General features: G+C 29.4%; 22 protein-coding genes. 20 read left to right on the top strand and 2 right to left on the bottom strand.

Going from position 1 to position 26,551, the window contains the following annotated elements; genetic code table 11:
• Positions 1-73: 73 nt before the first annotated feature.
• Complete coding sequence (locus OW730_RS02820) at positions 74-1,660, top strand: S41 family peptidase (RefSeq protein ID WP_271227578.1); 1,587 nt, start codon at positions 74-76, stop codon at positions 1,658-1,660.
• A gap of 69 nt (positions 1,661-1,729) precedes the next feature.
• On the opposite strand, the gene OW730_RS02825 is transcribed toward OW730_RS02820, so the two are convergent.
• On the bottom strand, positions 1,730-3,118 hold the full coding sequence (locus OW730_RS02825; RefSeq protein ID WP_271227579.1) for a DUF4317 domain-containing protein: 1,389 nt from the start codon (positions 3,116-3,118) through the stop codon (positions 1,730-1,732).
• A 216-nt stretch (positions 3,119-3,334) separates the two neighbouring features.
• On the opposite strand from OW730_RS02825, the gene OW730_RS02830 reads away from it, so the two are divergent.
• The 7 genes from OW730_RS02830 to OW730_RS02860 all read left to right on the top strand — a co-directional run bounded on the left by OW730_RS02830 (position 3,335) and on the right by OW730_RS02860 (position 11,731).
• The gene (locus tag OW730_RS02830; RefSeq protein WP_271227580.1) at positions 3,335-3,871 is read left to right on the top strand and encodes an AAA family ATPase; all 537 of its coding nucleotides are present in this window, start codon (positions 3,335-3,337) and stop codon (positions 3,869-3,871) included.
• 191 nt (positions 3,872-4,062) lie between these two features.
• Entirely contained in the window at positions 4,063-4,908 is an 846-nt protein-coding gene (locus OW730_RS02835) for a MerR family transcriptional regulator (protein ID WP_271227581.1), read from the top strand.
• Between the two features lie 66 nt (positions 4,909-4,974).
• Positions 4,975-5,997 carry a serine hydrolase domain-containing protein gene (locus OW730_RS02840; RefSeq protein ID WP_271227582.1) on the top strand — a complete coding sequence of 341 codons (1,023 nt, stop codon included), beginning with the start codon at positions 4,975-4,977 and terminating at the stop codon, positions 5,995-5,997.
• A gap of 142 nt (positions 5,998-6,139) precedes the next feature.
• Entirely contained in the window at positions 6,140-7,171 is a 1,032-nt protein-coding gene (locus OW730_RS02845) for a TRM11 family SAM-dependent methyltransferase (protein ID WP_271227583.1), read from the top strand.
• A gap of 349 nt (positions 7,172-7,520) precedes the next feature.
• Positions 7,521-9,725 carry a diguanylate cyclase gene (locus OW730_RS02850; protein WP_271227584.1) on the top strand — a complete coding sequence of 735 codons (2,205 nt, stop codon included), beginning with the start codon at positions 7,521-7,523 and terminating at the stop codon, positions 9,723-9,725.
• 300 nt (positions 9,726-10,025) lie between these two features.
• On the top strand, positions 10,026-10,742 hold the full coding sequence (locus OW730_RS02855) for an MSCRAMM family protein (RefSeq protein WP_271227585.1): 717 nt from the start codon (positions 10,026-10,028) through the stop codon (positions 10,740-10,742).
• A gap of 137 nt (positions 10,743-10,879) precedes the next feature.
• Complete coding sequence (locus tag OW730_RS02860) at positions 10,880-11,731, top strand: MSCRAMM family protein (RefSeq protein ID WP_271227586.1); 852 nt, start codon at positions 10,880-10,882, stop codon at positions 11,729-11,731.
• Positions 11,732-11,785: 54 nt separating this feature from the next.
• Here OW730_RS02860 and OW730_RS02865 read toward each other — a convergent pair whose 3' ends face one another.
• Positions 11,786-13,063: an adenylosuccinate synthase gene (locus tag OW730_RS02865; RefSeq protein WP_271227587.1), complete on the bottom strand. Its 1,278-nt coding sequence runs from the start codon at positions 13,061-13,063 to the stop codon at positions 11,786-11,788.
• 133 nt (positions 13,064-13,196) lie between these two features.
• Between OW730_RS02865 and OW730_RS02870 the strand changes: the two genes are divergently transcribed.
• The 12 genes from OW730_RS02870 (at position 13,197) to OW730_RS02925 (ending at position 26,475) form a co-directional block, all read left to right on the top strand.
• Positions 13,197-14,081, top strand: a complete 885-nt coding sequence (locus OW730_RS02870; RefSeq protein WP_271227588.1) for a LysR family transcriptional regulator — start codon at positions 13,197-13,199, stop codon at positions 14,079-14,081.
• 100 nt (positions 14,082-14,181) lie between these two features.
• Positions 14,182-14,460: a LysO family transporter gene (locus OW730_RS02875; RefSeq protein ID WP_271227589.1), complete on the top strand. Its 279-nt coding sequence runs from the start codon at positions 14,182-14,184 to the stop codon at positions 14,458-14,460.
• Positions 14,460-15,056, top strand: a complete 597-nt coding sequence (locus OW730_RS02880; protein ID WP_271227590.1) for a lysine exporter LysO family protein — start codon at positions 14,460-14,462, stop codon at positions 15,054-15,056. Before OW730_RS02875 ends, OW730_RS02880 begins: the two co-directional genes overlap by 1 nt.
• A 171-nt stretch (positions 15,057-15,227) precedes the next feature.
• Positions 15,228-15,875 carry an ECF-type riboflavin transporter substrate-binding protein gene (locus tag OW730_RS02885; protein WP_271227591.1) on the top strand — a complete coding sequence of 216 codons (648 nt, stop codon included), beginning with the start codon at positions 15,228-15,230 and terminating at the stop codon, positions 15,873-15,875.
• 20 nt (positions 15,876-15,895) lie between these two features.
• Positions 15,896-17,596, top strand: coding sequence for an ABC transporter ATP-binding protein (locus OW730_RS02890; protein ID WP_271227592.1), 1,701 nt, complete (start codon positions 15,896-15,898; stop codon positions 17,594-17,596).
• Positions 17,589-18,416 (top strand): energy-coupling factor transporter transmembrane component T family protein, encoded by an 828-nt coding sequence (locus OW730_RS02895; RefSeq protein WP_271227593.1) that lies wholly within the window; start codon positions 17,589-17,591, stop codon positions 18,414-18,416. The genes OW730_RS02890 and OW730_RS02895 overlap by 8 nt, the downstream gene beginning before the upstream one ends.
• 861 nt (positions 18,417-19,277) lie before the next feature.
• Positions 19,278-20,657 carry a TldD/PmbA family protein gene (locus tag OW730_RS02900; RefSeq protein WP_271227594.1) on the top strand — a complete coding sequence of 460 codons (1,380 nt, stop codon included), beginning with the start codon at positions 19,278-19,280 and terminating at the stop codon, positions 20,655-20,657.
• Positions 20,647-22,023 carry a TldD/PmbA family protein gene (locus OW730_RS02905; protein ID WP_271227595.1) on the top strand — a complete coding sequence of 459 codons (1,377 nt, stop codon included), beginning with the start codon at positions 20,647-20,649 and terminating at the stop codon, positions 22,021-22,023. The genes OW730_RS02900 and OW730_RS02905 overlap by 11 nt, the downstream gene beginning before the upstream one ends.
• A gap of 1,660 nt (positions 22,024-23,683) precedes the next feature.
• The gene (gene papB / locus OW730_RS02910; RefSeq protein WP_271227596.1) at positions 23,684-25,036 is read left to right on the top strand and encodes a PapB family radical SAM/SPASM ranthipeptide maturase; all 1,353 of its coding nucleotides are present in this window, start codon (positions 23,684-23,686) and stop codon (positions 25,034-25,036) included.
• Between the two features lie 231 nt (positions 25,037-25,267).
• Positions 25,268-25,423 carry a hypothetical protein gene (locus OW730_RS02915; protein WP_271227597.1) on the top strand — a complete coding sequence of 52 codons (156 nt, stop codon included), beginning with the start codon at positions 25,268-25,270 and terminating at the stop codon, positions 25,421-25,423.
• 427 nt (positions 25,424-25,850) lie between these two features.
• Complete coding sequence (locus OW730_RS02920) at positions 25,851-26,018, top strand: hypothetical protein (RefSeq protein ID WP_271227598.1); 168 nt, start codon at positions 25,851-25,853, stop codon at positions 26,016-26,018.
• A 244-nt stretch (positions 26,019-26,262) separates the two neighbouring features.
• Positions 26,263-26,475 carry a hypothetical protein gene (locus tag OW730_RS02925; RefSeq protein WP_271227599.1) on the top strand — a complete coding sequence of 71 codons (213 nt, stop codon included), beginning with the start codon at positions 26,263-26,265 and terminating at the stop codon, positions 26,473-26,475.
• Positions 26,476-26,551: the final 76 nt, after the last annotated feature.

Genomic DNA, 26,551 nt, shown 5'->3' on the forward strand with positions numbered 1-26,551 from the left:
CTTAAGACTTTCTTCATGCTATATTAGAAAACGTTATATAAAATGATCATATAGCATAAAGGGGGAGAGAATTATGAGAGAATATGTAGTAAAAACAATGGGATCAATCAAAAAATATCCAGTAGTAATTATAGGAATAGTAGCAATTATAGCAGTATTTTCTTTGACTCTATTTAAAAAAGAAAAAGAAATAGATTTTAAGCAGGTAATCACAGAAGTTAATCAGCAAAGAAAAAACATATTGGAGTCTGAATCTAAAAATGATATTGAGCAGTATATGTATAAGGTGGCAGGTGATAAGGATGGATTTACAGATGAGGAAATAGAAACTTTATTACAACCACGAGAGGTAAAGCAGGGAACTATATCAAAACAGGATGCCTTAGAAGATACGGAGTATTTATTTAAAATATTAAGATATGTTTATGGTGGTTATGGTTATTATGGTGGTGATGAGGTATTTGATCAAGTAAAAAAACAAGTTATTAATGATATTAATACCAAAGAAAAACTAACTGTAAAAGATCTTAATATCATATTTGCTGAAAAGCTATCATTTATTACAGATGGTCATATGACAATAGGTAGGATGAACATTAACAGAAAGCATATTCAAAATTACTATTGTAATCAGCAAATTGAGATTAAAAAAAATAACACAGGCTTTTATTATATAGTTGATAATAAAAAAAGATATATTAAATCTATAAATAGTGATAATGAAGTTCAGCGATACTTAAAGATATCTATAAATGAAAGTGGGGAACTTGTTCATTATATAGGTTTACTAAGAAAGGAACAAAATGAAAATATATGGATTTCCATAGAATATGAGGTTGATTCTGAAATAAAAAAGGATGAAATAAAGTTATCAAAAGTGCCACAGAAGGTTCATGAAAACCTAACAGCATTTGAAGAAAAAACAATAGAAGGTATACCAGTTCTAACATGTAGAAAACTTGATGATAAAGGTGAAGAGAATACTCTTAAGTATTTTGCTGAAAGTGGTTCCAAGTTAAAGAATGAAAAAGTATTTATTATAGATTTAAGAGGTAATGGTGGTGGAAGTGATATATGGTGTAGTTTTTGGTATGAGAATTATACAGGCACTACTCCTCAGACGGGCAAAACCGGTATGAAAAAGTATAGTAAGCTTTATTTGTATAAACAGAAAAGCATACAAGATATTAATATGGAACCGTTTTTGCAAAAATATAATATGCCTAGATTAAAGGAAGAAGTAGAAAAATATTTTGAATCAAAAAATGAATCATTAAAAAAACAAGTATATGATACTTGGGAAATTGAAGAAAATGAAAGTAAATGGGTAGACAATGAAAATACTATATTTGTTTTAATAGATAAAGGGGTTGCATCTTCTGCTGAAGGTTTTGTTGAACAACTTAGAACTTTAGATAATGTTATGTTTGTTGGAAGCAATACAATGGGAGCTACAGATATATCGGATGAACAAAGAATGTATCTTCCTAACTCGAATTTATTTGTTTATTTAGGTGTTGGTCTTGATATGAACAAATATCCTCCACACTTTATAGATGGCAAAGGGTTTGAACCCGATATATGGCTGAATAATGAGGGTATGCTAGAAAGAGTTATTAAGTTATGTAATCAATACAATTTAATAAATAAGATAGACTAAATAAAAATAGCAATCTCATTTTTGAGAATTGCTATTTTTATTTATTAGTATATATATATTCTGTATAACTTAAATCAAATCATCCATACCATTAACTGTAGCCTGTTCATCTTCATCAATAGGAATAACTATGCATTTTTGACCATCAATCATTTGGGCTTTGATTTTAGGGATTTTTTCAGGATTTACTTGAAGTACAACATCATAGTTAGTACTATCATCCTCTGAAGTAGTAGATGGAGTTTCCTCCGAATTATCTTGAAGAGTATCTTCAACAGTATCCTCTAAAGCATCTTCTATGTTATCTTTTGAAGGTTCATCATCTACAGCAACTTCATCAAGAGTTTTAGAATCTTCAGCTTCCTTATTATCATCAGCTTCTTTCTTCACTTGTTCAAGTTTAGTCTGTAGAAGTTCTACTTGTTTTTCAAGACGTTCTTCCTTTTGCCTTTGAGCACTTTCCTTAAGTATTTTTGGGTCGATTAGACTTTCTGCTAAAGGAAGGTCATCACCAAAACATTCTATATAAGATTCTTCAATTTTAGCAGTAACTTCTTCAGGAACTCCACTTTCTATTAAAAGTTCTTGTATATTTTTCTTTGTTAAAGTTTTAGGTTCACTATCTGGATCATCATATATTGCATTATACTCTTCTATCATGGTATTCAGGTTTTCCTGTACTTCCATAAAAATTTTATCGGCTTTTCTCTCATCAGTGCTAACAGAATCTTTGATTATTGCTTGGAAAGATTCTTTTTGTATAGCAGCAGTTTGTCTTGAATAACAGCCTAGAGCTTCTTCCATTAATTCAGGATGAGGGTTCTTTTTATTTTTAGTATAGTATATAACAGAATTAACATCTGAACTACGATCGATAAAGGCTGGGAACACAAAGCCAAGAGCTGGAGCTTCAACTACCCAGTCTCTAATACGTGCCTTTATTTTCTTTTCTTCTTCAAAGTATCTAAGACCAGGTTCTGAAAGTGAAACAGGACATATAGCACATAAAATATACTCATATACTTCTTCAGATTCATCTAATTTATTATTATCGGTTGTTTTAGTCATAACATCATAAGCATCATGAAAAATCAGTATCAAAAAATTCTCAGCATAATCATAACTATCAATAATAGATTGATAAAATTTTTGAAGTAAATCATCATCTTTTAATCCGCTTTTTTTTAGCTGCATAAGAAAAAGCTGTTTTTCATTTTCATAATTCTCATTAATCGGAAAGTTAAGTTCTAAAATATTATTGCCAATAGTTCCAGATAGAACTTTTTTAGCGATTTCTAAGTACTTAAAGTATTCATCCTCATCTAAATTCAAAAAGTTTTCTCTAAAAGTTAAAAGGATATTCTTTTCACCATTAACGTAGCAGCCGCACATTTTAGTGAAGGAACAATGATTTTTCTTAAAACGTTTTTTTAACTCAAGTATATCTTTTTTCCTCATATACAACCCCTCAATCTAGTCTTTATATATTTACATATTATCATCCACTTCATTTTATAACATGAACATATTACATTATAGCATAATTGACATTATTACTTTGAAATTTTTGGATATATAAAATCATGTTGTATAGTATAATAAAGATGAAAGCGGGATGATAGAGTCTAAATAAAAAATAGTTTGATAAAAGTGAACATGTGAAAGGGGTATTATATGAAAGTATATATTGTTGGTTCTGTGGCAAGTGGAAAAACAACTTTTGCAAAAAAATTATCTGATAAGCTAGGAATTGAATGTACTCATCTTGATGGCATTGTACATATAAAAGATAAGACTAATAAAGAATGGGGTAATATTAGAAGAACTGATGATGAAATAGATAGATTGTTTATTGAACTTATTAACAAACAACAATGGATAATTGAAGATGCAGGTAGGAAATGCTTTAGTGAAGGTATGGAAAAGGCTGATATAATTATTTATCTTAAACCAAGTAAATTTATTAGAAAAAAGAGAATTATTACTAGATATATTAAGCAGAAAATAGGACTTGAAGATTGTTTGTATACACCAAATCTACGCATGCTTAAATTTATGTTTAGGGCTATAAAGAATTATGAAATTGGAAAGGACGACTTGGAAAGCAGATTAAGTCCATATAATAATAAAACTGTAACTCTTAAAAACAATAAAGAGATTAAACAATTCATGTTCAACTTAAGGAATAAAGCTATAGGGACAATTAATTAAATTAACTGTCTCTATAGCTTTATTGTTTAATCTAAGTTTGAACTCTGCTGCTACATACGCTCATGTTTGAGTTATGTGTATTAGCAATGACTCAGTCTCAAATGAAATGAAGCAGTTGACTTTTCCCTTAGGGGAAGGTGTATAGTAAAAGGCATCAAGGTATTGATATTTTGAGCAGTTAGTATAAAAATATGAAAACTGGAGGTGATGACTTGTTATCTATTGGCGAATTCTCAAAGATATGCGAAGTATCTACAAAAACCCTTCGTTATTATGATGAAATTGGATTAATTAAGCCTGATGAGATTAACCCTGAAAGCGGTTATAGGTATTATTCAATCGGGCAACTAAAAAAGATGATTTTTATCAACCGTTTGAAATCTTATAATTTTTCTCTACAAGAAATTAAAGCTATTGTGGAATTGGAAAAGGATGAATCAGAAGAAAAGCTTTATTCTGCTCTTAATCGAAAGAGAATGGAAATACAGGAGAAACTAAGTGTTTTTGAATATACTCTAAAGCAAATAAGTAATGATATTTTAAACTTAGATAAGGGTATCCCAATTATGTCGTACCTTGACAGTATAGAAGTGCAACTTGTTGAAACCCAGCCACAAAATATTCTTTATATTAGACACATGATGAGCAGAGATGAGTATGCTGAGGGATATGGAAATTATTTTAGCAACCTATATGAAAAGATTGCTACTGAAAAACTCACCCTGATTGGTAAGCCAATGACTATTTATCACAGCCCTGAATATAATCCTGTGGGCAATGATACAGAGTTTGCCATCCCAATAGAGGAGCCTGTAAAGGGAACGAGAGATTTCCATGGTGGACTTTGTGCTAAGTCTGTTTTAAAGGGGCCATATTCAGAATTGACATCGGTATTTGCTAAACTCAGTGAATGGGTAGAAAATGAAGGATATGAATTGGTGAAATCACCATATGAAAAATATTTAACCAACCCATATCAAGCCAGCATTCCAGAGGATATTGTTACCGAGGTGTATTTTCCTGTAAAGAAAAAATAGTATAAAGACCTGATATTTTAATTAACACTCATTAAACAAAAAGATGTTTTTTAGGAGGTATTTATTATGAAAAGAAGCTATTGGCCTACTAATGAATGGCAATCTGCAGTACCGGCAACCTTGAAATTGGACTCTGGAAAGCTTTCAGAGCTTGAACCTATGATAAAATCCCAGTACGGTAATATAAATGGTATCGTTGTTGTACGAAATGGATATATAGCTTATGAAAGATACTTTAATGGCTATGGTCCAGATAATACACATCATGTGGCATCGGTAACGAAAAGCATAGTATCTGCTATTATCGGTATCGCTATAGATGATGGATATATTAAAAGTGTAGATCAGAAGGTTTTAGATTTTTTCCCTGAATATGTTCATGAAGCTGATGATATTCAGAAAGGAGAAATCACCATACGTCATCTTCTTACTATGACAGCTCCTTATTCATTTGAGGACTGGAATGAACCACTGGACAAGATGTGTATGAATCCTGACTGGACAAAGTATATTCTCGATATATTAGGTGAAAATGGAAAAGTAGGAGCTTTTAAGTATTCTACTGCAGGAGCTCATTTGCTTTCAACTATTATCACTCGCAGCACAGGAAAAAGTACTAGAGAGTATGCAAATGAACGCTTATTTAAACATATAGGGATGAAAGAAATACCTAATTATGAAATGAAGTCATTTGGCTTTGACGACCTATTCGGAAAAAATGTTAAAGGGTGGGTGAATGATCCACAAGGTAATTCAACAGGAGGATGGGGGCTTACTCTAACTCCACGTGATATGGCACGTTTTGGTTTCTTATATTTGAACCGTGGTATTTGGAATAAGAAACAGATTATTTCAGAGGAGTGGATTGATGAAGCAACAGCAATGAACCCTAATAAATATGGTTATTTATGGTGGTTAAGAAAAGAGGAGGGAGTATTTGCATACTTAGCAATAGGGGATGGAGGTAATGTAATTTGCTGTATTCCAGAAAAAGATATAGTTATTGCAATTGCATCAGAATTTATGATGAATCCTCGTGATAGGTGGACGTTAATTAATGAATATATTATACCAGCTGTAATAGAGTAAAATTTCATTTAAAGGTGATACGGAGAACTGTACCATAAATAGGTGCGGTTTTTCTTATATTATTAGTATATGAGAAGTTATTTATTAATGATATAATGATAAGGATAAATTTAAATGAGATAGTAAGAAAGAAGGGTTTAATTTGAATAGATACGCAATACTTGCAAATCCAGGTCATAATCGTATTTATTTTGAAACAGCACTTAAAATTGCTGTTTCAGAGCTTGAAGCGATTGCTGGTGCATATGATATGGAGATTAATGAAATTGAAGAGGGCAATATAGGACTTCCAGCGTCCATATGTTTTAGTACAAATAGAGAGCTTAAAAAGGAAGATTTCAGAGTTTTAGGATTCTCATCTATTTTTTATGCTTTATTTGAAATAGTAGAAGGTGATCTTTTAAGACCTATCAGTGTTCCTGATTTTCATACATTCCCTGAAAGCATGGTTCAAATTTTAAAGTATGCTGGTAAGACAAATGAACAATTTACAAGACTTATGGTAAATCTTGCTCTTAGTGCATGTAATACAGGAAGTGATAAGATTACTTTGTTTGACCCGATGTGCGGTAAAGGAACTACTTTATATGAAGGTTTCATTAGAGGTTTCGATGTTAAGGGAGTAGAAATTAATGGGATATGGACTCAAGAAATTCAGACATATGTTGTTAGATTCTTAAAAGAAGGAAGATACAAACATAAAGCTCAAAAGTCAAAGCAGTCTGATTCAAAAGGTAAAAAAATAGCAAATATATTTAGTTTAACAGCAGCAGCAGAGAAAGCTGATTTTAATGCTGGAAATGTTCAAACATTCGAGTTATTTAATGCTGATACAAGAAAAGCAAATCTTCTTATGAAGAAGAAATCATGTGATATTATCATATCTGACTTACCTTATGGAGTTCAGCATGGAAGTAAAAATGACAAGGATTCGAATATGTCAAGAAGTGCATTGGGTCTTTTAAAGGAAGCAATACCTGCGTGGTATCATGTTTTAAAGACAAAAGGAAGTATTGTTTTATCATATAATGAATTTACAATGAAGTATGACGATGTTGCAGATGTGTTAGAGGAAAATGGATTTAAAGTACTTGATGAATCACCTTTTAATAATTACTTGCATAGAGTTGACCAATCCATTAATAGAAACTTAATAGTAGCTGTTAAGGGGTAGAAATATTAAAAGAACAAGGGGCTATTACAAGAGAGTTTTAATGTGTATTTCAAGATATTCACAACTCAAAATACAATTAAATCCAATAATAGACAATAAAATCATAAAGAATGGTAAATGCTCAGGGTGTATAAAAGAAAGTAAAATAGTATTAAAAAAATTAAAAAAAATCTAACAAAATACTTAATAGTATAGCAAAAATTTGCTATACTATTTTTATTAAGAAGATTATTCAAGTATATGAGATAAATAGTATAACAAATGCTCAAAAATGCGAGTAAAGTAATGATAAACAATAAAACTCATTGCAAATAGATTAAATTATATCGGGGTGGGTAGGGGGATCAAGATGTACAAGAAGAATATTAAAGGTTTACTAAATAGTTTAGGAGTTAAAGTGGCAACTTATATGTTATTAGTTGCAATTGCACCATTAAGTACTTACTTAATATTGAATAGTATAGTTGTTTGTAAATATTTTTTAAGAATTGAGAAGACAAGCATAATGTCTAATGTTCAGAAAGCTCATAAAATTATTCAATCAGAGGGATTAAGTTTAGAGAAAATAGCTAAAGATAATGGAATATGGAGTGCTGTTTATCAAAAAATACAAGAAAAAGATACTGAATGGTTTAAATCCTATTATTCAGCGTGGAGTCCAGAGGTTTTTGATTTAGATTTGATAGTGATAGCTAATAAAAATAGAGAAATTATAGATGAATATGGCTTAAAATCTAATAATGATACTCAATTACTTGATGATAAGATAATAAGTAAGGTATTAAGTGGGGGGTATGATGGAAAGAAAAATTATCCAAGTGGGATTAAGATGTATAATGGAAATTTATATATAATTGGAACATCTCCTATTCTTTTATCAGATTATAGTGGGAATTCTAGAGGAATAGTTATTTTCGGAAAAAAAATCACACCTGAATTTCTTCAAGATATAAAAGATAAGTTTGGGTATGATATCTTTTTTACTTATGATAATACTTATGTTTCAAACATGGAAGTCAGTAAAGATATTAAAGATAATTTTCATTTAATAAGTGAATCAAAGAGTGAAGAAACAATTAAGTTAGGTGAATCAAAAATTATTGGAAGTATGGATATTAAAGATATTTCTAATGAAAAAATAGGACAACTTTATATTGTTGAATATAGAGATATATTTTTAACTACATTGAATTTAATGCATAAGTATATTTTAGTGATTTTCTTTTTTGCTTGTGGTTTAAGTTTAATATTAGGACTTAAATTGAAGAATATAATAGTTAATCCTATGAAAGAGTTTGAAAAGCAAATTGCCAAAATAAATGATAAAAATTCATCCATAAATATAAAAACTAATGGAGTGAATGAATTCAATAATTTTTCTAATAGTCTTGTAAAATATTTAAACCAAATGACTGATATTATATGTAGTTATAGAAAAGAAAATAAAACCTTAAGAAAAATTTCTAATACAGATGGGTTAACTTCATTGTATAATCATAGATATTTTTATGAATGTTTTAATGAAAAAATTAGTTCAGGATGCAGACAAATAACAGTATTGTTTTGTGATATTGACAAGTTCAAATTGATAAACGATATTAAGGGGCATATAACTGGAGATATAATACTGAAAGAAGTAGCAAATATTATCAATGATTCAGCAAAAGGAAATGATTTGATTTTCAGATATGGTGGAGAAGAGTTTGTTGTGCTATTAGATAATATTACTTGTGAAAAAGCTTGGCTTATAGCAGAAGAAATTAGAATTAATATTATTAAATCTAAGAAAATTCAAAAGCATGCTGGAGATTTACCAGTAACTATTAGTATTGGTTTAGCATCTTATCCCAATGATTCATTAGATGCAAAGGATTTAATAGAAAAAGCGGATAAGGCTATGTATTTTGCAAAACAAAATGGTAGAAATCAGTGTTGTATATATAATCAAGATATAGAAAATATATTAAAAGAAAATTCTAATGAGTTTGCTAGGGAAGAAATATTAGTAGATTCGGCTTTTGCTTTAGGTGCTGCTATTGATGCTAAGGATGTTTATACAGGTAAACATTCTGAGTTAGTGACAAGATATTCTCTATTACTTGCTGAAAAACTTAAGTTATCAGTTCAGGACAAGTATATATTAAGAATAGGTGCATTATTACATGATTGCGGAAAAATTGGAATTCCAGATGATATTATTCATAAACCTAGTAGGTTAACAGATGAAGAGTTTAAAATAATAAAAAACCATACTATATTAGGAAATAATATTGCAAAACATATTGTAAAGAATCCAGCAATTATCGCTTGTGTTAGAAACCATCATGAAAGATGGGATGGAAAGGGATATCCAGATGGATTGTCAGGAAATGATATTCCTCTGCATGCTAGAATAGTATGCATTGCAGATGCATATCATGCAATGATATCTAATCGTCCATATAGAAAACCATTATCTCAAGATGTTGCTTTTGAGGAACTGAGAATAAATAAGGGAACTCAATTTGATCCTGAATTAGTTGATGTATTTATTAAGACAGTTGAAGAAGATTAATGTAAAAAGTGTGCGATTATACGTACACTTTTTTAACAATTCTCAGTACCATTCTCCAAAAAACTACATATTCTAATAATAGAGAGGTAGAAATACTTTTAGCATCAAAATGAAATATGTTTCTATCTTTATAAACGATAAATCGGAGGAATGCCGATATGGCAGTAAAAATAGATAAGTATATTTTAGGTCAATCAGAACAGAAATCTATTCAACAGCTGGCAGAAGAGATTAGATCTTGCACTAGAACCCAATCCTCATATTGAAGGGGGTACTGTTTTTGGAACAGTAAAAGATGAATTGGATAATCCTATTGCAGGGGCTTTAGTGAAAATTATGGATAACAATCATAATCCATTAGCTCATGCTATTACTGGTGAGGATGGAGCTTATATCTTTAATTCATTTCCACCAGGATCAAACTACCATATTTATGCTATTGCTCAAGGGTATAAATTAGAAGAAGATGTTCCATTTACACTGCTTCCACAGCAGTCAGTGGAAAAAGATTTTATATTACCAATTGATCCAGCTTCAGCTTTAGCAATTATTGCTGGAGACATTTTAGATATTAAATCACAAAAAGCCATTAATGGAGCAGTAGTTAATTTATTTAATGAAGTGGATGAGTTAATTGCTTTAAGTTATACTAATGAGTATGGTCAATTTGTATTTGCAGATATTACAAAAGGAAAGTATACTGTTAGATTTAGTGCTTTAGGATATAAACCTTCTTCACAAACTGTAGAAATTGATAAAGATGGACAAATTGCTAATATTGTTGTTAATCTAGATGAGGATCCAAGCTCAGCAAGAGGTACAGTTAGTGGTATGATTACAGATAATAACAACGAACCAATTGATGGAGCAGAAGTTATTCTATACTCAGTTGGAGCAGATGAAACACTTACACCTATTGCTTTCACTAAGACTACCGATGAAGGTGTTTACTTGTTTATTAATGTTGCAAAAGGTGATTATAAAATCAAAGCTAATCAAGAAATTATTGAAGTGTAATTATTTATCACATTCATCAGAAAGAACCGTTATTCACGGTTCTTTTATATTTGAATTGAATGTACTCTATCACATAAGTACTTTCTTTTTCGTACTATAGAGTATACGATTGTATTTTTCATTAGGGTGTGAAGAGTATGAAGGATGAAAAATTAATGAACAAATCTAAGGTGCAAATTTTGAAAAATTGTGATGAAGAAGATAATAATATAAGCATATCAGGGAAAGTTATAAATGAATGTGATGGAAGACCTATTCCACTAGCATGTATCAAATTTACAGATAAAAACTACAACCCACTGTATCATTGTTTCACTGATACACAGGGATATTTTTATATAAAAGAATATTTTTTAGATACTATTAGAATTATTGTTTCTAAGAAAGGATATAAAATCTTTAGCAGCAGTATATATTCTATTAAAGATTATGAGTTAAAAAATTTAGTAGTTCAGATCTCACCAAGATGTGAAATTGAAAGAATTATTACTGGGGTTGTTTGTGATTGTAATTACAATCCTGCTGAAAATGTACATGTGATATTAAGGAATGAAGATAACAATACTATTCATTCCACTTATACAAACAAAAACGGAATTTTTGTTGTAGATGATGTAGAGCATGGATATTACACAATTATTTTTTGTTCGTACATGTATTATAAATACTCCTATAATTTTATATTTGATTATGGGAAGATTATGCCTTTAGGAGAAACATGTATTAGAAAAAAAGACTTGAAAGGAACATTAAATGGGATTATAACTGATAAAGAAGGAAATCCAATAAATGAAGCCATTGTTGTTTTATTTGATGAAGTAGATAATTGGCCACTTCAGTTTACAAGGACTAATGAAAAAGGGGTTTACTTATTCTATAATTTAGATGTTGGGAGATATTTCATTGTTTCAAATAAGTCAGAATCAAAAGAAATAAATATAATTAAATATCCAATGTTATTTGATGATTATATGGATTATGATTATTAATAAAAAAAGAGCAGTTTATTCTGCTCTTTTTTGAATAGGAAGTTATACATGTATCTATTTAAATATGATAGCATCTCTTTCTGGTCCCACTGAAATGTACTTTATTGGGAAACCTATCTTTTCTTCAATATAGTTAATATAGTTCTTTGCTTCTTGTGGTAAATCATCATAATTACGGATATGTGAAATATCTGTATTCCATCCAGGTAAATATTCTATAACAGGTTTAGCTTGCTCTAGAATTTGAGTAGGAGGGAAGTCATCAATTACAGTTCCATTAACTTCATAAGCAGCACATACAGGGATTTCTTTTAAATATCCAAGAACATCAAGTAATGATAATGCTACTCCAGTTGTACCTTGAATTCTACAGCCATACTTTGTTGCAACAACATCAAACCATCCCATTCTTCTTGGACGACCAGTAGTTGCTCCATACTCTCCGTTATCTCCACCAAGATTTCTTAGTTCTTCAGCTTCAGAACCAAAGATTTCAGAAACAAAAGGTCCTGCTCCAACACTGCTTGAATAAGCCTTTACAACTGTAATTACTTCGTTGATTGAGCTTGCTGGGACACCTGCTCCAACAGGGGCAAAACATGCTAAAGGAGAAGATGAAGTGGTCATTGGATATATACCGTGATCAGGATCTTTTAAAGCGCCCAATTGACCTTCCATTAAAATCTTCTTATTATTAGCTATAGCATCATTAAGTTCTTTAGATGTATCAGAAATAAAAGGTTTAATATTCTTACCAAGTTCAAATAAATAATCACAAATTTCATTTGCATCTAAAAGAGGCTTTTTGTAAAGGTACTCAAGTAAAACATTTTTCTTCTCTATATTTCTTTCAATCTTCTTTAATAATGAGTGTTTTTCAAAAAGATCGATAACTTGTATTCCGATTTTATTGTATTTATCAGTATAGAAAGGTGCAATTCCAGATTGCGTAGATCCAAATTTTTCTTTACCTAATCTTTCTTCTTCATATTTATCAAATAATATATGATGTGGAAGAACAACTTGAGCTCTGTCAGAAATGATAATATTAGGTTTAGGAACTCCACGAGAAATTAATTCATTATATTCTTTTAGGAAAGCTTCAATATTTATTGCTACTCCTGTAGCTAAAACATTTATAATATCTTGGTTAAATACTCCTGATGGTAATAAGTGTAACTGAAATTTACCATATTCATTTATTATAGTGTGACCAGCATTATTACCTCCTTGGAATCTTACAACGTAATCTGCTTGTTTTGCTAGCAAATCAGTCATTTTACCTTTTCCTTCATCTCCCCAGTTACCACCGACAATTGCTGTTATTCCCATTTGAATCTTCTCCTTTCATTAATAAAGAAATAATAAAGGGATTAATTTGTTTTCCCTTACACTTAAGAGTATAATTAAAAGATAAACATAAGTAAAATTAATAATAATTATACAAGGTATAAGGTGAAGTTATATGGAAGTGAATTTTGAATTATATAAGGTGTTTTATAATGTTGTGAAGGAAGGGCAAATATCGGCAGCTGCAAAGAAGTTATTTATTAGTCAACCTGCTGTAAGCCAGTCAATTAAGCAATTAGAGGAGAAGCTAGGCGGGAAAGTGTTTTTTAGAACTCCTAAAGGAATGAAATTGACATCAGAGGGACAAATACTCTATAAATATATTGAAAAAGCATATGGTTTTATAATAGCTGGAGAATCAAAGTTTCAGGAAATGCAAAATCTTGAATATGGAGAGATAGTAATTGGTGCTAGTGATACATTATGCTCTCATTATTTATTACCTTATCTTGAAAAATTTCATAAGGAGTTTCCTCAAATTAAAATCAAAGTTACTAATAGAACTACATATGAAATATTGAAGCTTTTAAAAAATGGAAGTGTTGATTTAGGAATCTTGAATCTGCCTATTGAAGAAGATAAGAATTTAGAGATTATAGAAACTATGACTTTAGAGGATTGCTTTATATGTGGGGATAAGTATTATTCAGAGTTTAAGGATAAGGTTTCTTTGGAACAATTGAATGCATATCCGCTTATTCTTCTGGAGAAGGGGAGTAATACTAGAAGATTCATAGATAAGGTATTTAGTGATAATAACATATTAGTTGAACCAGAAATTGAACTTGGTAGTGTTGATTTATTAGTTAAGTTTGCAAAAATAGGTCTGGGGATTTCATTTGTAACAAAAAATTTTATTCATGATGAAATAGATAATAAAGAGGTATATGAAATAAAGCTTAAAGAAGAGATTCCAAAGAGAAAGGTAGGAGTAGTGACTTTGAAAGGAGTACCTTTATCTCCATCAGGAAAGAAATTCTTTGATTTTTTAATGAAATAATAATTGAGTAATGAAATTGAAGTTTAAACTAAAATGTGATAATTTATGGATATAAGAAATAATAACCATTTTAAGGTTAAATATTTGAGGGGGACATATTATGTGGAGTATTCTACTGGTTTTGTTAGCGGGAATTATTATTGGGGCAACAGTTAAGTTATCTGATAAAATGAAATCATATAATAGTAAATTTCAATTTGTCGGAGTAGTATTTTTACTATTTACCATGGGGGTATCATTAGGGCTGAATAAATCTATATTAAATAATTTAAAGAATATTGGACTTAAATCACTTGTTTTTGCAGTTTTAACATCAGCTTTTAGTATTATTATGGTATATTTCACAACAAAGTTCATCTTGAAGGGGGAGAAGAAGTAATGACACTTTCTATAATATTATCAGTTATATTTGGAATCATAGCAGGTTATTTTTTCTTTCCAGAGTCTGTTGTGCCGTATATGGATACTGTAACAACTATAGCTTTGAATTTATTAATATTCTTTGTAGGAATCGACTTAGGTTTAAATAAGCATATATTTAAAGATTTAAAGAAACATGGTGTGCTGCTTATCTTAATACCATTATCAATAATATTAGGCAGTTTAGCTGGAGGGTTAATTACAGGTTTGATATTTGATATGCCATCAAATATCAGTTTATCTATTTCATCAGGATTTGGTTGGTATAGTTTATCTGGAGTAATATTAACAAAACTACATAGTGCTGAAATTGGTACAATAGCCTTTTTAACCAATGTTTTTAGAGAGTTGATTACGGTTATGACTATACCTTTTATTGCAAAATATTTAAATGATTACTCAACAATTGCACCAGCAGGGGCTACATCAATGGACACTACTCTGCCTATAATATCAAGATATACTAAGCCAGAAATTGTAGTAATAGCATTTTTTAATGGTGCTGTATTGTCTACTTTAGTACCTATCTTAGTTCCGTTTTTTTACTCTATATAGATTAAATAGAATTTTAGTAAAGAGTTCATACTATATATTGGAATGCTGCACCATAATTGGTGCAGCTTTTTAAATTAAGCTAGAATTTTGGGTAAATTAACATATTGAGTTTTGATGGTCAATATATTACAATGAGGAAGGAATATTACGTATATTAAGGAGGATTTTAGAATGAGTGCATTAGAATCACTTATGAGTAGACAAGGAATTATATCTATAGTTTTAGTTGCTGTTGTATGTGTAGCTTTGGTTGTAATTTCAAAGAAAAAGAAAGGACAATCTTTAAGCACAAAGGATGTTGTTGCAATTGGTATTGGTGCTGCATTATATGGAGTGTTGTCTATGATAACAATACCTGTAGGTCCTAATACTTCATTTAGAATTGCAATAGCTGTGCTTGTTATTTTTGGTGCTTTATTTGGACCAACTGTTGGTTTCTTAGTAGGATTTATTGGACATGCATTAAATGATGCTCTAGCATATGGTGGAGTATGGTGGAGTTGGGTATTCTTATCTGCAGTAATAGGTCTTTTTGCTGGACTTATAACATTGGATAAGAACTGCGATATTAAAATTGGAAAGTTCAATAAAGGGCATGTAATTAAGATGTTCATATTTGCACTAATAGGTATGGTAGTAGGTGGAATTGCTGCATACTGTGGAGATGTATTCCTTTATGGAGAGCCAGCAGATAAGGTATGGGTTCAAATAGCTATAGCAAGTGTTTCAAACTTTGTTGTTATAGTATTAGTTGGAATTCCAGCTGTATATGCTCTAGCTAAAAGAAACAGAAGTACAGATCTAGATATTGAAATATAATAGGGTGGAGGAAACAATTGATGGCAGTAATTTCTTTTAGAAATTTCACATTCAACTATCATGGGTTGAAATCGCCTACACTAAAAAATATAAACCTTGAGATAAAAGAAGGAGAAAAAGTACTTATAGCAGGGCCAAGTGGTTCTGGTAAGTCAACATTAGCCCATTGTATCAATGGGTTAATTCCTTTTTCATACAAAGGAAAAATCCAAGGAGAACTATTAATAAAGGGAATTAAACCTCATGAACATAGTATTTATGAAGTAAGTGAATATGTAGGAACTATACTTCAAGATCAAGATGGTCAATTCGTTGGATTAAGTGTAGGAGAAGATGTTGCGTTTACATTTGAGAATAATAATGTACCTCAGAAGGAAATGTTTGAGGGTGTTAACACAGCACTAGAAGCTGTTGACATGCTTGATTATATAAATGAGACACCACATAATTTAAGTGGTGGACAAAAACAAAGAGTATCAATGGCTGGGATATTAGCATCAGATGCTGATATTTTATTATTTGATGAGCCTTTGGCTAATTTAGATCCAGCAAGTGGGAAAAAAGCTATGGAGATTATTGATGAGATTCATAGAAAAACAAATAAGACAATAATAATAATTGAACACAGAATTGAAGATGTACTAGAACAAAGTATTGATAGAATGGTAGTAATGAATAGCGGAGAGATTATCGCAAACGGACACCCAGACAAGCTTTTAAGTTCAAGTATAATTAAAGATAGTGGGCTTAGAGAACCTCTATATATAGAAGTTTTAAAAATGGCTAATGTTAAATTAGAAGAAAAGGATAAAATATCTCAAATTCAGAATGTAGAAAAATACTCTTTAGATATACAAGATTGGTATAGTACGAAGGGTAGAAGAAGAGAACTGGAAAATAAGGATACAATCTTAAAGTTAGAGAATATTGCATACAAATACTTTGAAGATACTCCATATATTATAGATAATATAAACTTTGATATAAAAAGAGGAGAGATACTAGCCATATTAGGTAATAACGGAGCTGGTAAATCAACATTATTGAAGGTTATATCAGGAATAGCAAAAAATCAAAAGGGTTCTATTCATTATAAAGGCGAGAATATTCAGCAGTGGACTGTAAGAAAAAGAGCAGAAAAAATAGGATATGTTATGCAGAATCCTAATTATATGATTACACAAGCAAAGATTTTTGATGAGGTTGCCTTTGGACTTAGAAATTTTGGTGTGAAGGAATCTGAGATAGAAGAGAGAGTATTTGAGGCGCTTAAGATATGTGGTTTATATTCATATAGAAAATGGCCAGTTACAGCACTAAGTTATGGTCAAAAGAAGAGATTGACTATAGCTTCAATATTGGTTATGAATCCAGAAATTATAATTTTAGATGAACCAACAGCAGGACAAGATTATAAAAATTATAAAGAGTTCATGAGATTTTTAGAAGATATAAAGGAAAAAGGTACGAGTATTGTATTAATAACTCACGATATGCATCTTGCAATGGAATATGCAGATAGGGCTATAGTTTTATCTAAAGGAAATATTATTGCAAAAGATAGAGTATATAATATCTTATCACAAAATAGTATCATTGAAGAAGCTAATTTAAAAGAAACATCATTGACAAAGATAGCTAATATATGTGGTATAGAAGATATTAATTCATTTATCGAATGCTTCATTACTGAGGAGAAGGGTGGTGAAGTACATGAATAGAACAGGTTCATTGTATATAGAGAAGGATTCAATTTTTCATAGATTAGAGGGAAGTATAAAATTTATAATGTTGATTGCATGGACAGTGTTTATATTCATGTTTATGGATCTAAGAATATTTGTCCCTATGACAATACTTGGATTTATCACCTTGAAGATGGCTAAGATACCGTTTAAGAGCATAAAGCCCTTAGTGATATTTGTAATAGTATTTACAATAATGAATACTATATTTTTGATTTTAATAACCCCTGAATATGGATCAGAACTTGCTGGAACTTATACTAAATTTATAAGTATGGGAAGCAGGAGTCTCACATATGAAACAATGTTTTTTGCCCTTACATTGGCAATGAAATATTTATCAATACTTCCTATTACAATGTTGTTTATATTCACTACTCATCCAAGTAAATTTGCAAGTAGTTTGAACAAAGTAGGTGTATCATATAAGGTAGCTTATTCAGTAAGTATTGCACTTAGATACATACCTGATGTAAAAGAAGAAATGAAGAATATAATAAATGCTCAAGAGGCAAGAGGGGTAAGCTTTAATAAGAAGGATGCTAAGCTTTTTAAAAGACTTAGAAATTATATTGTAATTTTAATACCATTAGTTATTTCATCCCTTAATAGAGTAGAAGTGGTTTCAAATGCCATGGAACTAAGAGGGTTTGGTAGAAATAAAAAGAGAACTTGGTATAATAGAAAGCCTTTTGATAGAAATGATTTTATATTATTAGGAATAAGCATATTATTTATAGTTGCAGGTGTTTATTTTAAGAATAATGTATTTATGAAATTTTGGTATCCATTTTAGATAATAATTTAATTGTAAGTAACTCGGTAATCCTTTGGGAGAACTGAGTTTTTTTAAAAAAATAATTTACTTTTTATTAAAAATATAAATAATAAACAAGTATAAGAATCGTTTATAAAATACTCCATCAGAATAGATTTATTGGAAATATCATAATACATGAACGTTCAGAAAAAGACTATTATTTGAGGATACTTTCAATTATTCTTGAATATCAAAATAGAGGTTTAGGGAAAATGGTATTTGAGTTCATGTTCAAAATTTATTCTAGATTATTAAAATGGAGTCGTATAATACCTAAATATAATTTAAGAAATTGTTATTTTATGAGAAGATAGGATTTACCAAAGTATCAGAAGATGTTCACTCGGAGAAATTAACAGTGAATAGGTATGTAAAAAAAGTATAGTTCTAGTTTTTTATCTTATAAGTAATACATCAATTTGACTGTAAGTAAAGAATAATATTATAATTTGAAATAAGGGTATAGAAATCAAAAAAATGTAATCAAATAATACTTATTCAATTATAAGTATAAATTTACAAAAAAGAGAGAATTAGAAAGGGTGTTATCAAAACTTCGAAAATCTTGAGTTTATTTTGAAAAGGTAACAAAGATAAGAATAAGAGAAATTATTGGTATACTAAAGAGTGTAATTTTATAAACTAACTAAAAATAATAATTTGGTTAGAGGTGATTAGGCATCTCATAATAAATTCCTATTATGTCGATTTTGTATTTAGTATAGTTTGTCACTATGAAGGAAAATTACATAGCCTAACAGCTAAAAGTAAGCAATAGCAGCCTTTGTAAAAAACTCTACAAGAGTATAAAATACTACATTATACAAGGAGGATAAAATGATCTTAAAAAAAGATATTGAGGAAATTTTAGGAAATGCCATGAGCAGTGGTGGAGATTTTGCAGAAATTTTTCTTGAAGATACAGTTAAAAATACAATTAAAATGACAAACAATATAATCCATGAGGCTAATACGGGAAGAATACATGGTGCAGGAATAAGGATTTGCAGGGGAATAGACAATGTTTATGTTTATACTAATGATACTACTTTAAAATCTTTAATTGATACCGCTCGTAAAGGGGCTATGGCAATAGGTGATTTAAAAAGTAAGAATATCAAAGTTCCATTAACAAGGAGATTAATTAAAGATAGGCATAAAGCGGTTGTTTTACCATCAGCTATTGTTAATTCAAAAAAAGTAGATGTGATGAAAGAAGTAAATAGTGGATTAGTAGAATATAGTGAAAATATTAAGCAATCAAAGGTTTATTTTATGGACTCAGATCAAAAAATAATGATTGCTAATTCTAATGGCTTAATAACTACCGACAGGAGAGTTAGAAACCATATGTTATTAATATCTAAAGCTTGCAAGGGAAAAGATATGGAAATAGCCTATGAAATCTTTGGTGGAAGAGGGTTTGAAGTATTTGATAGTTTAAATTTAAGAGACGCCGGAAAAAATGTGAGCAGAATAGCATGTAATCTTTTGAACGCAGAAAATTGTCCTTCAGGAAAGATGCCTGTTGTCATTGGTAAGGGGTCAGGTGGAGTACTATTTCATGAGGCGTGTGGACATTTGATAGAGGCAACAAGAGTAGCAAATGGTAGTTCGATTTTTTCTAATAGATTGGGTGAGAAGATTGCTTCAGATAAAGTTACGGCAATAGATGATGGAACACTTTGTTCTGAGTGGGGGTCTGCCAATATTGATGATGAAGGAGTAAAAACTAGAAAAAATATCTTGATCCAAGACGGAATTTTAAAGAATTATCTTGTTGATAGGGTTAATGGAAGAAGATTGGGATTAGAGGCAAATGGATGTGCTAGAAGAGAATCATATAGATACGCCCCTACATCGAGAATGTCTAACACATATATAGCACCAGGAGAAGATGAAGAGAAAGACATAATATCTTCTGTAGAAAATGGTTTATATGCCAAGAGAATGGGGGGGGGGAGTGTAAATACTTTAACAGGGGAGTTTAGTTTTGTGATAATGGAAGGATACACAATAAACAATGGTAAAATTGATAGGCCTGTAAAGGGTGGAACAATTTCAGGAGTAGGACAAGAAGTTCTTATGAAAATAGATATGGTTAGTAAAGAACTTGAGTTAGCAAAGGGAATGTGTGGGGCAGTAAGCGGTTCAATTCCTACTTCGTCAGGACAACCGATGGTAAGAGTTTCAGAAATAACAGTATGTGAAAGGTAATGAAATAGTTATGGAATTTGATGAGTTTAAAAGAATTATTAATTCTAGAGCACAAGATGTAGGTTTCTCTGAATGGGAAATTTTTTATAAACGAAAAAATGAGTTCATTGTGAACGTTAGTGAAGAAAAAGTAGATGAATACAAACTATATAAAAATATAATCATTTATTTTAGAGGAAAATACGAAGGTAAAATAGGTAAAGCAAATACTGAGGTTATGGATTTAGAATCTATCGAATTATTGATTCAGAAAGTAAAAGAAAATGCTAAAATACTGGATTGTTATAGCAATGAAGAACTTTTCGAAGGAGAAAAAGCTTATCCACAGGTAGATTTATATAATGAAGAAATTGAAAAGCTTGAAACTAGGGAAAAGATTAATATTGCAAAAAAGCTAGAAGTGTGTGTGTACGGCATAGATAAAAAGGTCTGTGGATGTAGTAGTTGTGGATTATCAACAGAAGAAGAGGAAACACAAATAGCAAATTCTAGAGCACTAGAGATATCTTTTAAATCAAACCTCATCAGGGTATTTGTACAACCTATAGTTAAAGATGATAATAAAACAGTAAATATTTATGATGAAGTGGTAACAAGAGATATTCAGAGTTTAGATGTTGAAAAATTAGCAAGAAAGTCGGTTAATGAAGCATTATTTTATCTGAATAGTAAAATAATAGAGAGGGGAATATATACGGCTATATTAAGTAGTAGATCGTCAGCAAAAATACTAAATGCATTTAAAGAGATTTTCAGTGGAGAAGTTGCTATGAAAGGCAGATCATTATTAGGTAATAAAATTGGTGAAAAAGTTTTTAGCAATCTAGTTAGTATACATGATAATCCATTAGAGAATAATGGATTATCATGTAGACCTTTTGATGATGAAGGGGTAGCCTGTAGAAATAAAAAAATAGTTGAAAAAGGAGAATTAAAAACTTTTTTACATAACAGAGAATCAGCTAGAAAGGCAAAGTGTAAATCAACTGGAAATGGAATAAAAGATTTTTTTACTTCAAATTTAACAGTGATGCCAATAAATATGTATATTGAAAATGGAAGCAAATCTTTTAATGAAATGATAGCATTATTAGGAAATGGAATTATAATTGATGAGTTAAGCAGTGAATCTAAGAGGATAAGTATCGAGACAGGAAATTTCTCTTATAGAGGGAGAGGACTGAAAGTGGAAAATGGAAAGATAACTGAACCTGTAGATCAGATAGTTGTATCAGGTAATTATTATGAACTATTGGAGAATATAATAGAAGTTGGTTCGGATTTGAAATTTATAATCAACGATGAAAAAGTTTCAATAGGAAGTCCATGTTTAATGGTTAAAAAATTAGCTATAGAATCTGAGTAGTTAATAATTGGAATGTTTTGGAGTAAAATAGACTCGCGAAAGGTATAATTTCCTTTGTTTTTATAATAAATTATATTGCTAGAAGAACTATTTAGCTACCAACTAAAAATGAGAGGTGATTTCTAGAAACTGGACACCCTATATATGAACTATCATTATTGTCATAAATAAAATTTTTTTATCAAAAATATTAATAAAAATTCAGAAAGCGAAGGTAAGATTAGTGAATTTTTAATTTTAAAAGAGTATTAGCTTATAATTGGGATTGAAATCTTTTTATAAAACTCTAACATTTATGTATCATCATTAATTAGAATTAGTTCTGATTTTCAATGATAGGTTAACATAATATGTTGGAGTTTTTCTATTTGTAATTTAAATAATACTGAAATATTTTTTGATGTACTGTAAACATTGTAATTTTAGATGACAATTATTACAATCATTCTAAAAAACTATACTTATATTTTTTTATCAGCATCGTTTAATGAAATTATTTCTACTTGAGTAGGGCATACATATTGCTTTTGATCAAATTCAGAGTTATACATTTCTAATGTTATCATTCGGATTACAGCTTGTTAATATCAAAAAAATATTCCATACCTTACAGTTCTCAACTTTTAGAAATATCTTCTACTTAATAATTATAATCATGCAAAGACTATCAAAATAATCATTAATGCTTAGCAGAAAAATATTATTGAAAGATACATTACTATAGATAGTCTATTTCTTGTCTAAATTTAAGTTTATATGGATTATATTTACAGAAATATAGATGTATGTATAACGTAAAAATTTAATTTCTTATTATCCACTTGGTAGATAAAGTTATTCTCATTTTTTTATTTGATAAGTAATTACTCTAAACTTTTAAATTGCACGGAGATGTTAATATTTGAGTTATTTCTAGATTTCTTCTAGAGAACATTTATTATTTCATATGTCAGTTCCAAATACTAAAATTGAAATTGATATTTAGCTATATTCAAATAAATATTTCAAAAAATCACGTGCTCAAATATATTTCAGTATTTTATAATTGCTAGAGATTAATTTTGACTAAATTAAAAACTTAATTTAGTAAAGATTTTTTTTGGTATAACAAAAAAATTGTTATATTATAGATAAAAATTATATAATGTAATCTTTGATGTTTTAATATCGTTAAAAATTAAAATATAAATTTGGGAAAAATAAGTGTTTAACTGATTTAATAAATTTTTTTGAATTAACATAATTAAATATTTAGTTAGAAATAGATGATTTCTTTGTTATAGAAAATGATATGGGTTTTTATAGAAAATGTTGAAAAATATACGTTTTATATAATTTATTTTACATAAAATGCTTTTATACGAGGTGAACCTAAGAAAATTCAAAAAAAAAAGTAGTACAAATTACTTGTTTTGACATTATCTGCAATAAAAAGATGTTAATATTATAATATATTCATGAGAAAATTGGATGAATACAAAAATAGAATAATTGATAATAATGAAATTTTGCATATTTAAACTCAATGTACAAGCATTTATTTCATGTAATTTACATTTACTAATTTTGATTAATATCTGTATTATAATTTACGTAGATTATTATCAAAAGCAGATAAATAAAAAAATAAATTTAATTATATAGGGAGTGAGAGTGTAGTATGGTTAATAAGAAAAATCTTAGTTTTTATCCTCACAAAATTATAGGTGAAGGTGGCAAGAAGTATTTATATAATGGAATAACTAGTTCTTTGTATCAGATGGATGATATTTCTGATAAGATTTTGAAAAACAATACTTTAGGTATAGAAAATGAGTCTAAGTACAAAGAAGCTTTAGAATTTATGGTGCAAAATTTTATTGTAAAAACAAAAGAAAATGAAACCGCGCTAGAAGAACTTTATAATAAAGTTGCTGATTCTAGGTTGGTTGTTAATCCTACACAAGTAATCTTAATGATTAGTCAGGATTGTAATTTAAGATGTACTTATTGTTATGGTGGAGATGGAGAATACAATAATAAGGGATTTATGAATTATAAAGTTGCAAAGAGGGCAGTTGATTATCTTATTAAACACTCTAATAGTGACAAATTGGGTATTTGCTTCTTTGGAGGAGAACCATTAATGAATTATGCTCTTATAAAAAAAATAGTTGCCTATGCAAAAGAAATAGAGTGTAAAACTGATAAGAAATTTGCTTTTTCTATGACAACAAATGGTACGCTGATAAATAAGGAGATTGAAGAATTTATCATTAGTAATAAAATTGCAACAACTATTAGTATTGATGGAGATGAGGGTGTTCAAAATTCCAACAGGTACTATGCAAATAAAAAAGGTTGCTATGATGAGGTCGTAAAAAACACTCACAATTTAAGAAAAACTAATTTATTATCAGCAAGAGCTACTATATCTCCTAATAATTTGAACTTATTAAGTAGCATTGAGCATTTAATAAGTCTTGGGTTTAGAAAAGTTGCTTGGGCACCAGCTATAAATATGATGACTAGTAGAGATGTAGAGAAAATGATAGATAGCCAAAAAAATGTGATATCAAAAGTTGAAGAGCTTATTAACTCTGGGAATATTGAAGAAGCAAAAAAATATGGACCAATAATGAGTTTGTTAAAAAAAGTAAATGCTGATGGAATTAGGATAAGAGCCTGTGGAACGGGAATAAACATGATTGCAGTTGGTATAGATGGAGATATTTATCCTTGTCAAAGATTTGTTGGGGTTAAGCAAATTAAATTGGGAAATGTTTTTGAAGACTTACCTTGTTCAAATTCAGAATTTTATTCAAGAATAGACATTCGAAAAATTTCAAAATGTAGCGATTGTTTAAGTAAAAATATATGTTTAGGAGGATGTCCACAAGAAGCTTATGAATCTGATAATAACATAAACATACCAAGCAAAGCCCTTTGTGATTATAACAATGAAACATTGATACAAATACTAAAAGTATATATAAATCTAGATGGAGAAATGAAAGAACGACTTTTTGGATAGTGTGAACTTAGCTATGTATCACATCGCTGTTTATAATTAGATTACATACAAAAGTATATCATAGTGAAATGATAACTATAATCTATGAATGAAGACTTATCGCCAAAAATGTTCTTGATTATTAGCAGGTGTTTTTAGTTTTATGGAGATTTTTCAAGGATATTTTTGGCGATAAGCCAAAAATAAAATTAGAATCAATTTTACAATTGATGTTCTAGGAAGGAGAAAAAAATGAAACAAATAAACAAATCAAACATTACTATGAAAAAGGATGAGGATAAAGCTCACTGGTGTATTCTTTGTGACACCCTTGATAGGTGTGATGATTGGTGTATCTTTTGTGATGTGAGGGATATTCCGGATAAAGAACAAGAGTATACGATATAAAATAGGTCGTTTATGAATTTAAAACTTTAATGTTTTCATATAAGTTTTGAATCACAACACGTTTTAAAGAACAGAATTTGGATATGATATTTAAGTATCATATCCAAACTTTAATGTAACTATTATAATGAAAAACTGATACAAATACTAAAGGTAAATATAAATTTAATGAGAAGTGAAAGAATTTTTACGGATGAGGGAAATTCAGACATGTATTAAATTTCTGTTTGATTTTAATTACATTCAAAAGTAGGTCATAGTGAAATGGTAACTATAATCTATGAATCAAGACTTATCGTCAAAAATGTCCTTGATAATTACCGGGTGATTTGATTATTTTGAGGATTTTTCAAGGATATTTTTGGCGATAAGCCAAAAATAAAATTAGAATCAATTTTTCAATTGATGTTCTAGAAAGGGGATAAAAATGAAACAAATTAACAAATCAAACATTACTATAACAAAGGATGGGACTACAGCACACTGGTGTATTTTTTGTGATCACAATGATTTATGTTATACATGTGATGCATCGGATTGGGGAAATAAAGATTGTGGGACATGTGATAAGGAGTATGAGTATCCAAAACCATAATCAAAATAAGTTGTTTGTAATTTAAAACTTTAATCTTTCTATATTAGTCATGAATTACAACATGATTTTAATAACAGTGAGTTGGGACATGCCGATTAAGTAGCATATCCCAACTTATATGCAAATATTTGTCCTTTGATAATACATATAGTAGTTAAAGTGCTATTAAAGGAAAGATAGCAAAGTATTAATGCAATAAAATTAGAATCAATTTTATAATTGATGTTCTAGAAAGGGGATAAAAATGAAACAAATTAACAAATCGAACATTACTATAACAAAGGATGGAACTACAGCACACTGGTGTGTTTTTTGTGATCACAATGATTTATGTTACACATGTGATGCATCTGATTGGGGAAATAAAGACTGTGGTACATGTGATAAGGAGTATGAATATCCAAAGCCAGATCCAGAACCGGATTGTAGCAGCTTCGATATCGTTGGTGTAGAATAGTTGTTATGAACTTGAAGCTTCAGTATTTTTAATTAATCTTTGAAGCAAATTATGTTGTTTAAAGCTATTGGTTTGA

Source organism: Oceanirhabdus sp. W0125-5 (genome assembly GCF_027938815.1).
Lineage (GTDB): Bacteria > Bacillota > Clostridia > Clostridiales > Clostridiaceae > Oceanirhabdus.

What these genes read in the sequence shown, in the direction of transcription:
- OW730_RS02840 (WP_271227582.1), top strand. Translation starts at nt 4,975, where the DNA reads ATGAAAAGAAGCTATTGGCCTACTAATGAATGGCAATCTGCAGTACCG.
- OW730_RS02865 (WP_271227587.1), bottom strand. Translation starts at nt 13,063, where the DNA reads ATGGGAATAACAGCAATTGTCGGTGGTAACTGGGGAGATGAAGGAAAA.
- OW730_RS02825 (WP_271227579.1), bottom strand. Translation starts at nt 3,118, where the DNA reads ATGAGGAAAAAAGATATACTTGAGTTAAAAAAACGTTTTAAGAAAAAT.
- OW730_RS02925 (WP_271227599.1), top strand. Translation starts at nt 26,263, where the DNA reads ATGAAACAAATTAACAAATCGAACATTACTATAACAAAGGATGGAACT.
- OW730_RS02830 (WP_271227580.1), top strand. Translation starts at nt 3,335, where the DNA reads ATGAAAGTATATATTGTTGGTTCTGTGGCAAGTGGAAAAACAACTTTT.
- OW730_RS02835 (WP_271227581.1), top strand. Translation starts at nt 4,063, where the DNA reads ATGAAAACTGGAGGTGATGACTTGTTATCTATTGGCGAATTCTCAAAG.
- OW730_RS02890 (WP_271227592.1), top strand. Translation starts at nt 15,896, where the DNA reads ATGGCAGTAATTTCTTTTAGAAATTTCACATTCAACTATCATGGGTTG.
- OW730_RS02860 (WP_271227586.1), top strand. Translation starts at nt 10,880, where the DNA reads ATGAAGGATGAAAAATTAATGAACAAATCTAAGGTGCAAATTTTGAAA.
- OW730_RS02885 (WP_271227591.1), top strand. Translation starts at nt 15,228, where the DNA reads ATGAGTGCATTAGAATCACTTATGAGTAGACAAGGAATTATATCTATA.
- OW730_RS02900 (WP_271227594.1), top strand. Translation starts at nt 19,278, where the DNA reads ATGATCTTAAAAAAAGATATTGAGGAAATTTTAGGAAATGCCATGAGC.
- OW730_RS02920 (WP_271227598.1), top strand. Translation starts at nt 25,851, where the DNA reads ATGAAACAAATTAACAAATCAAACATTACTATAACAAAGGATGGGACT.
- OW730_RS02820 (WP_271227578.1), top strand. Translation starts at nt 74, where the DNA reads ATGAGAGAATATGTAGTAAAAACAATGGGATCAATCAAAAAATATCCA.
- OW730_RS02880 (WP_271227590.1), top strand. Translation starts at nt 14,460, where the DNA reads ATGACACTTTCTATAATATTATCAGTTATATTTGGAATCATAGCAGGT.
- OW730_RS02915 (WP_271227597.1), top strand. Translation starts at nt 25,268, where the DNA reads ATGAAACAAATAAACAAATCAAACATTACTATGAAAAAGGATGAGGAT.
- OW730_RS02870 (WP_271227588.1), top strand. Translation starts at nt 13,197, where the DNA reads ATGGAAGTGAATTTTGAATTATATAAGGTGTTTTATAATGTTGTGAAG.
- OW730_RS02895 (WP_271227593.1), top strand. Translation starts at nt 17,589, where the DNA reads ATGAATAGAACAGGTTCATTGTATATAGAGAAGGATTCAATTTTTCAT.
- OW730_RS02850 (WP_271227584.1), top strand. Translation starts at nt 7,521, where the DNA reads ATGTACAAGAAGAATATTAAAGGTTTACTAAATAGTTTAGGAGTTAAA.
- papB (WP_271227596.1), top strand. Translation starts at nt 23,684, where the DNA reads ATGGTTAATAAGAAAAATCTTAGTTTTTATCCTCACAAAATTATAGGT.
- OW730_RS02875 (WP_271227589.1), top strand. Translation starts at nt 14,182, where the DNA reads ATGTGGAGTATTCTACTGGTTTTGTTAGCGGGAATTATTATTGGGGCA.